This window comes from Stenotrophomonas sp. NRRL B-14846, assembly GCF_050473585.1.
GTDB lineage: Bacteria > Pseudomonadota > Gammaproteobacteria > Xanthomonadales > Xanthomonadaceae > Stenotrophomonas.
On the sequence record NZ_JBFLUN010000035.1, the window covers coordinates 1 to 10,731 of the forward strand.

6 protein-coding genes and 9 pseudogenes are annotated in these 10,731 nt (G+C 67.2%); 3 read left to right on the forward strand and 12 right to left on the reverse strand.

The window, feature by feature from the left end; genetic code table 11:
• Positions 1-262: 262 nt before the first annotated feature.
• From AB1281_RS25015 to AB1281_RS25045, 7 genes and pseudogenes are all read right to left on the reverse strand, one after another.
• Complete coding sequence (locus tag AB1281_RS25015) at positions 263-424, reverse strand: hypothetical protein (RefSeq protein ID WP_430347310.1); 162 nt, start codon at positions 422-424, stop codon at positions 263-265.
• Positions 425-498: 74 nt separating this feature from the next.
• Positions 499-846 (reverse strand): hypothetical protein, encoded by a 348-nt coding sequence (locus AB1281_RS25020; RefSeq protein ID WP_430347316.1) that lies wholly within the window; start codon positions 844-846, stop codon positions 499-501.
• A gap of 123 nt (positions 847-969) precedes the next feature.
• A pseudogene (locus AB1281_RS25025) lies at positions 970-1,704 on the reverse strand (methyl-accepting chemotaxis protein); the annotation flags it as partial.
• Positions 1,705-1,834: 130 nt separating this feature from the next.
• Positions 1,835-2,447, reverse strand: a pseudogene (hflD, locus tag AB1281_RS25030) (high frequency lysogenization protein HflD).
• Positions 2,444-3,587 (reverse strand): annotated as a pseudogene (mnmA, locus tag AB1281_RS25035) (tRNA 2-thiouridine(34) synthase MnmA). The pseudogenes hflD and mnmA overlap by 4 nt, the downstream one beginning before the upstream one ends.
• Positions 3,588-4,046: pseudogene (locus AB1281_RS25040) on the reverse strand (NUDIX hydrolase); the annotation flags it as partial. It lies immediately after the preceding pseudogene.
• Between the two features lies 1 nt (position 4,047).
• Positions 4,048-4,521: pseudogene (locus AB1281_RS25045) on the reverse strand (hypothetical protein).
• 111 nt (positions 4,522-4,632) lie between these two features.
• Here AB1281_RS25045 and clpS point away from each other — a divergent pair.
• Positions 4,633-4,962 (forward strand): annotated as a pseudogene (gene clpS, locus AB1281_RS25050) (ATP-dependent Clp protease adapter ClpS).
• Positions 4,963-5,197: 235 nt separating this feature from the next.
• Here the strand turns inward: clpS and AB1281_RS25055 are convergent.
• A pseudogene (locus AB1281_RS25055) lies at positions 5,198-6,005 on the reverse strand (APH(6) family putative aminoglycoside O-phosphotransferase); the annotation flags it as partial.
• A 137-nt stretch (positions 6,006-6,142) separates the two neighbouring features.
• Between AB1281_RS25055 and clpA the strand changes: the two are divergent.
• Positions 6,143-8,430, forward strand: a pseudogene (gene clpA, locus AB1281_RS25060) (ATP-dependent Clp protease ATP-binding subunit ClpA).
• Positions 8,431-8,648: 218 nt separating this feature from the next.
• On the opposite strand, the gene AB1281_RS25065 reads toward clpA, so the two are convergent.
• The 4 genes and pseudogenes from AB1281_RS25065 to AB1281_RS25080 all read right to left on the reverse strand — a co-directional run.
• On the reverse strand, positions 8,649-8,876 hold the full coding sequence (locus AB1281_RS25065) for a hypothetical protein (RefSeq protein ID WP_430347312.1): 228 nt from the start codon (positions 8,874-8,876) through the stop codon (positions 8,649-8,651).
• 208 nt (positions 8,877-9,084) lie between these two features.
• Complete coding sequence (locus AB1281_RS25070; protein WP_430347313.1) at positions 9,085-9,222, reverse strand: hypothetical protein; 138 nt, start codon at positions 9,220-9,222, stop codon at positions 9,085-9,087.
• Between the two features lie 133 nt (positions 9,223-9,355).
• On the reverse strand, positions 9,356-9,655 hold the full coding sequence (locus tag AB1281_RS25075; RefSeq protein ID WP_430347314.1) for a hypothetical protein: 300 nt from the start codon (positions 9,653-9,655) through the stop codon (positions 9,356-9,358).
• Between the two features lie 76 nt (positions 9,656-9,731).
• Positions 9,732-10,175 (reverse strand): annotated as a pseudogene (locus AB1281_RS25080) (leucyl/phenylalanyl-tRNA--protein transferase); the annotation flags it as partial.
• Positions 10,176-10,202: 27 nt separating this feature from the next.
• On the opposite strand from AB1281_RS25080, the gene AB1281_RS25085 reads away from it, so the two are divergent.
• Positions 10,203-10,469 (forward strand): hypothetical protein, encoded by a 267-nt coding sequence (locus AB1281_RS25085; RefSeq protein WP_430347315.1) that lies wholly within the window; start codon positions 10,203-10,205, stop codon positions 10,467-10,469.
• The last annotated feature ends 262 nt before the right edge of the window (positions 10,470-10,731 follow it).

The following is a 10,731-nucleotide window of genomic DNA, read 5'->3' on the forward strand; positions in this document are numbered from 1 at the left end:
GGTCATGAACGTGGTGCTCATGCGACGACACTCCGTGTCCAGCCGTAGGGGGCATGGGCGGATCATGCCATGGGTTTGGAGCGGGTGGTGGTGAAGGCCATCCACGCATGGCGTGGATCTACAGGGAGTTGCCGTCCAGGCCCAGGTCCCACGCAGACCCAGCAGCGCGTCGTCCGCCCGCGACGGGGCAGGCCGCGCATCGGCCAGCTGCTGCAGTTCGCGGATCTCCTCGCGTGCCACCTCTTCCAGCTGCTGCAGCTGCTCACAGCACGCTCGCGTTGCGCGGGCGCTCGGTGTCGGCGAGGGAGGGCAGGGCGCGGATCAGGGTCATGGTGCGCGTACAGGATGCATCCAACGGCAGGTTACAGGCAAAGGCCCCGGACGAACCGGGGCCTTGCGGGCTGCCGGCAACGGCAGCGGACATCAGGATCAGAACAGCTCGACCGTGCCAGCACCCATGGTCTGCTGGGCGACCGGCTTGTGCGGCGGGCGCTCCACTCACTGCGCAGTTCGCGCAGGCGGCTGCCGTGCGCTGCAGGGCAGTGGCGATCTCTTCGTCGAACACGCCACCATTGCGGTGCAGCAGTTCCTGCAGGGCCACCGCTTCGCGGTGATCGCAGTCAGGCGGTCCAGGTGGGTGTGCACGCCGCCCAGCGCCTGGGTGGCGATGTCTTCGAACTGCAGGGCGCGCACGGCTTCGGCCACGCTGCCGTCGATCGAACGGGCGCACTCGGAGACTTCGCGCATGCCATCGCCCAGCGAGGCGTTGATCTGCGCGACGTTGTCGAGCATTGCCGCTGCTTCCTGGCGCGCTTCGCGGGAGCGGTCCATGTCACGCGAGGCCATGTGCGAGACCGTCTCGCGCACCTTGGCGATGGCGTCCTTGGAGCTGTGCGCCAGCTTGCGGATCTGCTCGTTGAAGGTGGTCGAGCGCTCGACAGGTTGCGCACTTCGTCGGCCACCACCCGCGAAGCCACGACCCGGCTTCACCGGCACGCGCGGCTTCGATGGCGGCGTTCAGTGCCAGCAGGTTGGTCTGGTCAGCGATCGACTTGACGTCTTCCAGCAACGCGAAGATGCCGTCCAGGTGCTGTGCCATCTGGTCGATGTGCTGCACCGTGGTGCTGCTCTGGCCGCTGACCTGTTCCAGCGCTTCCACCAGCTGCTCCATGCGGTGGCTGGCGTGCTGGGCGAAACGGGCAACGTCGAGGCCGGCATTGCCCTCATCACCGGCGCGGTCGACGATGCGCGACAGGGCCTGGCTCTGCTGGCGCGACTTGCGGTTCATCGCATCGAAGCTGCCGCCCAGGCTGGACACTGCCTGGCGGATCAGGTCACGGGCGCGTTCCACTTCGCCGCGCGAGCCGTCGATCTCGTTGCCGACGAAGCTGCGCAGTTCGGTCAGCAGCTGGTCCTGCTCACGCAGGACACGGGCATGTTCCGGGGAGCGATGCGCCTGGGCGCGGGTGGTCCACCACGCAAAGCCGAGCCAGCTCAGCGTCATCGTGGTCAGGATCGCCCAGCGCAGGGCGGCCGCCATTCGAAACCGATGGCGAAGGGGAGCAGCAGGGTCAGAGCCAGGGGGGCGGCCAGACGGATGAAAATGCGTGAGTACATGGACGTTCTCGGGAGGTGCACGGAGGATGTATCGGCCGTACCCCCCTTTCTCTTTAACGTCGATGTGCCTCGAAGTGCATTCTGAATGCGCCGGTTTTCGGCGCCTTGCGGCTTGGGGTCAGAGCCCTTCCCGTGCCGGAAAGGGATTCGACCCCTTGGGCAGGCAGCGACGGGGTCGGATCCCTTTTCCCACGAAAAGGGCTCTGACCCCACGCCCTCACGCCAGCTGGCGGTCCACGGCCTCGATCATCGCCTTGCGGCTGAACAGGAAGTCCCAGTAGCTGCCGCCCAGCTGGCGCCACAGCACCGCCGAACGCACCGCGGCCAGCAGCAGGGCGCGGATCTCGGCGACCACGCCGGCCTGGCCCAGGTAGTGCGGGTTGCCCTGCACCATCACCCGCGGCTTCAGGTGGCTGATGGTGTCGGCATACAGGCCGCCCAGGTTGGCCAGCACGTCCGGGTGGCCACTGTCGCCAGCTCGACGGCTGGCGCTGGGCGCGCTCGATGCCGAGGCGACCTTGTTCACGGTCGCCCCGTCCTGCACGAAGCGGCGCTCCAGCTGCAGCACCGACAGGGCCAGCTTGGGCAGGATCGGGTCCTGGCCCTGGCTGCGGAAGTAGTTGTGCAGCAGGCGCAGCCCAGCCTTCAGTGCAATGGCGGTCACCGAACACCTCCTGCGGCGAGGACGCATCGACGCGGAACACGCTGTCCACGGCGGTGCGCACGGCGGCGGCGTCGGAATGGCCGGTATCGGCGATGCGGCGTACCTGCTGCAGGGCCTGGGCAATGCCGGCCAAAGCCAGGACGCGGTCGTCGACAGTGAAACTCATGCAGCGATTACCTCAAAAGGGGAAGGGGGTGTGCGCAGGCGCTGTTCCAGCGGCGCATCGGTGGCGGCGATCACCGCGCCGCCCAGGCACACATCACCGTCATACAGCACCAGCGATTGACCAGGGGTAACGGCGCGCTGCGGGCGCGCAAAGGTGACCAGCACGCTGCCGTCGTCCAGCACCTCGACCGTACACGGCTCGTCGGGCTGGCGGTAGCGGGTCTGGGCGGTGCATTCGAAGCGCCGTGCCGGCGGTGAGCCGGCGATCCAGTGCGCGGTTTCCGAACGCAGGCGCTCGGACAGCATCCATGGGCTGTCGCGGTCCTGGTCCACGTACAGCACGTTGCTGGCCACATCCTTGCCGACCACGTACCACGGCGCGGCCGGACGGCCACGCACGCCGCCGATGTTCAGACCCTCGCGCTGGCCCAGAGTGAAATAGAACACGCCCGGATGCTCGGCAATCACGCTGCGTCGGCCGGGTCGAGGATCTGGCCCGGCTTGGCCGGCAGGTAGCGGCCGAGGAACTCGCGGAAATCCCGCTCACCGATGAAACAGATGCCGGTGGAATCCTTCTTGGCGTGGGTCGGCAGGCCGACGTCGCGTGCGATCCGGCGCAGGTCGGTCTTTTTCCAGGTCGCCGATCGGGAAGAGGGTGGCTGCCAGCTGTTCCTGGCCCAGCTGGTGCAGGAAGTAGCTCTGGTCCTTGGAGCGGTCGGCGGCGCGCAAGAGCAGCCACTGGTGGCCGCGCTGGGTCACCCGCGCATAGTGGCCGGTGGCGATGCGCTCGGCGCCCAGCTCGCGGGCGGCATCCAGGAAGTGCTTGAACTTCACTTCGCGGTTGCACAGCACGTCCGGGTTCGGGGTGCGGCCCGGACGCGTACTCGGCCAGGAAGTGCTCGAACACGCCCTGCCAGTACTCGCTGGAGAAGTCGCGGAAGTGGAACGGGATGCCCAGCAGGCCGCAGACGGCCACCGCATCGCGGCGATCATCCTCGGCGCGGCAGTCACCGCTGCCGTCGTCCGCCCAGTTCTGCATGAACAGGCCGGCCACGGCCTCGCCCTGCTGTACCAGGCGCCAGGCGGCGACCGAGGAATCGACGCCACCGGAGACGCCCACCATTACACGCGGAGTGCTCATAGCGACCTCCCGGACCAGCGAAAGCGGATGGCGCTGGCCACCCAGGTAATCAGCCACCACCTGCCAGACCAGCGGGCTGCGCTGGCGCTCGCCGGCGGCCTGCAGCTCGCCGGGGTCAGCCACAGCGCGCGGTCGATGCCGGTGTCCAGCGGCTGCGCCGGGTCATGCGAGACCGGGCGCGCCGCGTAGCAGAAGCGCAGGAAGGCAGTGCCGTCGCCGGCGGTCCACTGGTAGCAGCCGATGAAATGGGTCAGCTGCACGGTCCAGCCGGTTTCCTCGCGGGTCTCGCGCAGGGCCGCCTCGGCCAGGCTTTCGCCCGGCCTCGAGGTGGCCAGCCGGCTGGTTCAGCACCTGGCGGCCGTCGATGGTCTCCTCGACCAGCAGCACGCGGCCGCCGTCGACCACCACCGTGGCGACGGTGGCGTGCGGTGCCCAGCGCGGTTCCGGCGTGGCGTTCAACTCAGAACTCGTCCTTCTTGGTCAGTTCCAGCTCCATCGCGTCGGCGGTGCGGATGGCCGCATCGATGGCGTCGCTGAGCTGGTCGGCAGTGGCATCGGCGTCGATCTTCACCACGAACATGGCGGTGGTGTCCTGCTTTACCCAGCCCCCCCATCTTGGCGTCCTGCGAATCTTCGAGCAGGCGGTTGGCTACGGCCACCGGGAACTGCTTGGTCTTGGCGCTGTAGGCCGGCGACCAGATCTCGCGGATGTTGTGGCTGCCGAAATCTTCCACCGCCGAGCGCACGTAGACCATCTGGGTGCGGTCACCCTCGACGTCGAAGACCATGCGGTAGTCGCCATCCTCGTCGACTTCGTAGGTGTAGCCCAGCTTGTCCAGATGCGGGCCACGGACTTGTCGGCGCTGGTCGCGGCGGCGGCAGAGCCGGCAGCGGTCAGGGCGATCAGCAGGGCGGGGAGAAGGGTCCTTTTCATGAAGATCCTGTGAAGCAACGTTGAAAGAAGGTGCAATTGTGACGGTGGGCGTGCGTGCCGTCCAATCTGCGGCAGGCCGACGCAGGCCGGCGCTGCCTCTATAATGGGTGGATGCCCCATGAGTCCTCCCCCGATTCCCAGCACGAGCACGGCGTTGCCGTGGAGCCCGCGCGCCCGGAAGTGGCGCCGCCCGCCGTTCTACCAGGTGATGCTGCTCAACGACGACTACACCCCGATGGATTTCGTGGTGGATGTGCTGCAGCAGTTCTTCAGCATGGACCTGGACAAGGCCACGCAGGTGATGCTGCACGTCCATACCCGCGGCCGAGCGGCGTCTGCGGGGTGTTCACCCGCGAAGTGGCCGAGACCAAGGTCGCCCAGGTCAACGAGTACTCGCGGATGAACCAGCACCCGCTGCTGTGCACGATGGAAAAGGCCTGAGCGGCTGCCGAATTTCGTCCAGGCGCATCGTTCCGGATGGGCGTGTCCACCAAGGTGGGCACCTTCCAAGCGGAAATCTGTAGAGTCGAGCCATGCTCGACTGCTTTCTGCCCGGGCGTATCGGCACCGGCCGGGTGTGCCCACCAAGGTGGGCACCTACCAGGCATGAGGCCTGTATCGATCCGGGCGGCCGTGCCCACCAAGGTGGGCATCTACCAGAACGCTGGCTCACCGCCTCCGCCAGCGCCTCCAGCGCCATCCGCGCTACCGCCTCGTCCACGTCGGCCGGGTCGCCGTCATCCCTGAACCACACTGCCGACAGCGCCATGCTGGCCGCGATCCAGCGCAGCAGGCGCGTGCGCTCCAGGCCGGCCAGTGCGCTCACCTGTTCCAGCCGGGCGCAAACCGCTCGGGCCGGGTGGCCACATGGATGCCGGGGCCGCACAGGTCCGGATTGCTGAACATCGTCGTGTAGTCGAACGCGCGGTCGCCCAGCAGCCGCTTCGGGTCGATCGCCAGCCAGCCACGCGCGCCGAAATCCAGCACGTTGTCGTGATGCAGGTCGCCGTGCAGCGGCCGGATCTCGCGCTCGTCCTGCAGCAGGCCTTCCGCCAGCGATCTGCACTGTTCCAGCAGTGGTGCAGCGCCGCCCTTGGCTGCAGCAGGTCGACGAACCATCTACGCAGGCAGACCAGGTCGTCTGGCGGCGCGCTCCGTGGCCGGTGCAGCCGCTGCAGGACCTGGCACAGGAGGGTGATGCAGGCGTCATCATCGCCGTCGATCGAACGTTGCCGCAGCGAGTCGCCGCCGGCACGCTCGATCAGGATCGCCGGTCCCTCGCGGGCCAGCAGGCGGGCGGCGCCGTCACCGTCCCACCAGCGCAGCAGGCGATGGCTGTTCTGCTCTTCGGTTTCGCTGCTGACCTTCAGCATCGCCGGTTCGCCGGCGGCAGGTCAGCACCGGCCAGAGCTGGGCCCGGGGCGTTTCGATGGCCGGGCCAATCACGCCGCAAATCGCCAGCGGCTCAGGTAGGGTTCGCTCATGCTGGGTGGGCTGTCCTGGAGTGAATGAAGATCAAGCGATTCGCACTGCTAACGCCATCTGAACGCAGCAATCCGCTAGGGTGATGGAAATCGCGTAGTCAGGCCGCATATTGTCCCCATCTGCGCCGGAGTAATCCATGTTCAGCAAAGACCTCGAACACACCATCGGCCAGTGCTACAAGCGCGCCCGTGAGGCCGGCATGAGTTCATGACGGTCGAACACCTGCTTGTTGCACTGCTCGACAACCCGTCCGCCCAGGCCGTACTGAAGGCCTGTGGTGCCGACGCCGAACGCCTGCGCCAGGAGCTGGAGCAGGCCATCGAGGCTTCCGTGTCCCGCCTGGCCGAAGATGACGGCCGCGATACCCCAGCCGACCCTGGGCTTCACAGCGCGTGCTGCAGCGGGCCGTGTACCACGTGCAGTCCTCGGGCAAGAAGGAGGTCACCGGCGCCAACGTGCTGGTCGCCATCTTCGGCGAAAAGGACTCGCACGCCGTCTATTACCTCAACCAGCAGGACGTGACCCGGCTGGACGTGGTCAATTACCTGTCCCACGGCATCGCCAAGCTGGGTGAGGAGGGCGAGCAGCCGTCCTCTTCCTCCGAGGGCGAGAGCCGCATGGAAGGCGGGGAGGGTGAGCCGAAGGGCGATGCCCTGACCGAGTTCGCCAGCAACCTCAACGAACAGGCCCGGGCCGGTCGCATCGACCCGCTGGTCGGCCGTGCCGATGAGATCGAGCGCACCATCCAGGTCCTGTGCCGCCGCCGCAAGAACAACCCGCTGTACGTGGGTGAGGCCGGCGTGGGCAAGACCGCGATTGCCGAGGGCCTGGCCCGCCGCATCGTCGAGGGCTCGGTGCCCGACGTGCTGGCCGACGCGGTGATCTATTCGCTCGACCTGGGCGCGCTGGTGGCTGGCACCAAGTACCGTGGCGACTTCGAGAAGCGCCTGAAGAGCGTGCTGACCGCGCTGAAGAAGGTGCCCAATGCGGTGCTGTTCATCGACGAGATCCACACCATCATCGGTGCCGGTTCGGCGTCGGGAGGCACCATGGATGCCTCCAACCTGATCAAGCCGGCGCTGGCCTCCGGTGAGCTGCGCTGCATCGGCTCGACCACCTTCCAGGAATACCGTGGAATCTTCGAGAAGGATCGGGCGCTGGCCCGCCGCTTCCAGAAGATCGACATCGTCGAGCCGACTGTCGGCGAGACCTACGAGATCCTGCAGGGCCTGAAGTCCAAGTACGAACTGCACCACGGCGTGACCTATTCCGACGAGGCGCTGCAGGCTGCCGTGGACCTGTCGGTGAAGCACATCGGCGACCGCCTGCTGCCGGACAAGGCCATCGACGTGATCGACGAGGCGGGTGCCCGCCAGCGCCTGCTGCCGGAAGGCCAGCGCAAGGAGCTGATCGACGTCGAGGAAGTGGAGGCGATCGTCGCCAAGATGGCGCGCATCCCGACCAAGCAGGTCAGCGCCACCGACAAGGATGTGCTGCAGCACCTGGAGCGCAACCTGAAGATGGTGATCTTCGGCCAGGACCCGGCCATCGAGACGCTGTCCTCTGCGATCAAGCTGGCACGCTCCGGCCTGGGCAATCCGGAAAAGCCGATCGGCAACTTCCTGTTCGCCGGCCCGACCGGTGTCGGCAAGACCGAGGTGACCAAGCAGCTGGCGCTGCAGCTGGGCATCGAGCTGGTCCGCTTCGACATGTCGAGTACATGGAGCCGCATTCGATCAGCCGCCTGATCGGTGCGCCTCCGGGCTACGTTGGCTTCGACCAGGGCGGCCTGCTGACCGAGAAGATCGTCAAGACGCCGCACTGCGTGCTGCTGCTGGACGAAATCGAGAAGGCGCACCCGGACATCTTCAACATCCTGTTGCAGGTGATGGACCGCGGCGTGCTGACCGATACCAACGGTCGTGAGGCCAACTTCAAGAACGTGGTGCTGGTGATGACCACCAATGCCGGCGCGGCGCAGGCCTCGCGGCGCTCGATCGGCTTCACCAAGCAGGACCACGCCACCGACGCGATGGAGACCATCCGCCGCAGCTTCACCCCGGAATTCCGCAACCGCCTCGACGCGGTGGTGCAGTTCCAGGCGCTGGGCTTTCGAGCACATCCTGCGCGTGGTCGACAAGTTCCTGATCGAGCTGGAGATGCTGCTGCAGGACAAGCACGTCAGCCTGTCGGCCACCCCGACCGCGCGCGACTTGGCTGGCCCACCACGGCTTCGACCCGCTGATGGGTGCGCGCCCGATGGCCCGCGTGATCCAGGACAAGATCAAGCGTCCGCTGGCCGACGAGCTGCTGTTCGGCAAGCTGGTCAACGGTGGCAAGGTGAACATCGATGTCCGCGACGACGAACTGGTGGTCGAGACCCAGGCCGAGCCGGAGCGCCTGCTGCCGGTCACCGTGGAGTGAGCTGACGCCGGGCCCGGCCCGGTGGACCTGAAATGACAAGGGCGGCTTCGGCCGCCCTTGTCATATGCGCTGTCAGTGGCTGCGCTGGCGGGCCTTCTTGTTGAAGGTGGCCGCGTCGATCGGTTCGATCTGCGCCACCCTGCAATGGTCGGAGTCGGTGCGCAGCTGGCTGCGGCCAGCGTCGCACAGCAGGCCCGGCTGGCCCTCCGTAAAGAAGCTCAGCTTCCGCGAATAGCCCGCAGTGGAGCAGTCGTTCTGAAGTGCACGACATAGTGGTCCTGGCCATTGCGCAGCAGGATGTTGCGCGAGACGCCGGCGCGCACGATCTGCTGGTCGCTGCCCAGCTGGACGCAGTCGCTGGTGGTGGAGGGGGTATCGGCGGCGCGCGCAGGCGGTGCGCTGGCGGACGCGGCAACGGCGACGAGCAGAGCGGTCAGCGGGAGCATGTCATGGCGGGGCAGGGGGATGGCGATCCGGACTGGATCGGGTCTCACGATGCCGCCATGCGTGCAGGGGCGAATCTGCCGCAAGCAGGGCTGACCGACGTCACGGTGAGTTCGGTCACGATGACCTCCGGCAGGGCCGGATTGCAGGCATGACAAAAGGCCAGCAACCAGGGCTGGCCTTGTCGAAGTGGCGCAGCGCGCCGACCGCTTACTTCATGCGGTAGGTGATACGACCCTTGGTCAGGTCGTACGGGGTCATTTCAACCTTGACCCGGTCACCGGTGAGGATGCGGATGTAGTTCTTGCGCATTGCGGCCGGAGATGTGGGCGATGATTTCGTGCCCATTTTCCAGACGAACGCGAAAGTGGTGTTCGGCAGCGTCCTCGCTGACGGTGCCCTCGAACTCGATGGAATCGTCTTTCGACATGTAGTCCTGTGCGGTCAGAAAACGGCCACGCTGGGCCTAAGGCGCGGTATTTTACGCGTGACGGGCCCAGCTTGCAAAGTTTGTGTTAACCCCGGCCAAACGCCGTGCCGGCAAGCGTCCGACCGCCTGTGTCCACGGGCCTTCACGGCCGTCATGGCGCACCGCGTGGCGGACGTGCTCCAGAAACGCCGCGCGCGGCAGGTGTTCGGCGCCCATCCGCAGCAGGTGCGGATTCTCCACCTGGGCATCGATCAGCGCCCAGCCCCAGCCGTGAAGCGTGGATGCCAGCGCGGCCAGGGCGATCTTGGAGCCGCCGCTGGCGCCACTGAACATGCTCTCGCCGAAGAACATCGTTCCGATCGCCACCTCCGTAGATGCCGCCGACCAGCGTCTGCCGGTCCCAGACCTCGAAGGACATGGGCAAAGCCGAGGTCGTGCAACTGGCTGTAGGCCTCGACCATGTCGGGCTGATCCAGGTGCCGTCCTGGCCAGGGCGAGGTGCCGCCGCACAGGCGCGCATCACCCGGCTGAAGGCAGTATCGGCGGTGACCTCCCATGTGCTGCCGCGCAACTGGCGCCGGAAGCGGCTGGACAGATGCACGCCATCGGTACGGAACACCATGCGCGGGTCGGGCGACCACCACAGGATCGGCTCGCCCTCGCTGAACCATGGAAAGATGCCGCCGGCGTAGGCATTGAGCAGGCGTGCCGGATGCAGATCGCCGCCCACTGCCAGCAGGCCGTCGGGCTGGCGCAGTGCGGTCTCGGCCGGCGGGAAGGGGGCGTCCGGCGCGTCGGCCAGGCGCCAGGGCAGCTGGCGGGTCATGCTGCCATTGTATTCGCCGTGGTGATGGGTGATGTCTGGCACCATCACGCTTCACCGGCAAGGAGCCTGCGAATGAGCGACCCGATCTCAGCCATCCTCGACCTGCATGACACCCCGCGCACGCGCAACGACAGCCAGGGCATGCTGCTGTCGCTGGCCGCCGAGCATCCGCGCCAGCTGGGTGAGTTGATGCTGCAGGCCGTGGCGCGACGCTCGCCCGGCTCGGCCTTCCTCGACATGGCGCTGGACCTGTTGCCGACGAGGCGGTGCCCGCGGTCGCGGCCGATGCATGGCGCCGCTATCGCGAGGGCGAGCGAGGCGAGCTGCTGGCCAGCGTAATGGAGTTCGCCAGCTACCAGGCGCCGCAGGTGCTGCAGGAAGATTGGGAGGCGTTGCTGGTGTGGCCCACGAGGATGAGGTGCAGTTGGCCTCGCAGGTCTGGCAGGGCCTGCCCGCCGCGACCGCTGCGCACTGGGCGCAGAGGCTGGCCGAGGCCGGGGATGATCGGGAGATGGCGCGCGCGAGGCACTGCTGCTTGCTGCTCAGCCCGAAACCTACGCCGTTGCCCGGGGCTACCTCGTCGACTGGGGCCGGCTGGATG

Coding starts and splice junctions, on each gene's coding strand:
- AB1281_RS25015 (WP_430347310.1), bottom strand. CDS start 424: ATGTCCGCTGCCGTTGCCGGCAGCCCGCAAGGCCCCGGTTCGTCCGGG.
- AB1281_RS25070 (WP_430347313.1), bottom strand. CDS start 9,222: ATGGGCACGAAATCATCGCCCACATCTCCGGCCGCAATGCGCAAGAAC.
- AB1281_RS25075 (WP_430347314.1), bottom strand. CDS start 9,655: ATGTTCTTCGGCGAGAGCATGTTCAGTGGCGCCAGCGGCGGCTCCAAG.
- AB1281_RS25085 (WP_430347315.1), top strand. CDS start 10,203: ATGAGCGACCCGATCTCAGCCATCCTCGACCTGCATGACACCCCGCGC.
- AB1281_RS25020 (WP_430347316.1), bottom strand. CDS start 846: ATGGCCTCGCGTGACATGGACCGCTCCCGCGAAGCGCGCCAGGAAGCA.
- AB1281_RS25065 (WP_430347312.1), bottom strand. CDS start 8,876: ATGCTCCCGCTGACCGCTCTGCTCGTCGCCGTTGCCGCGTCCGCCAGC.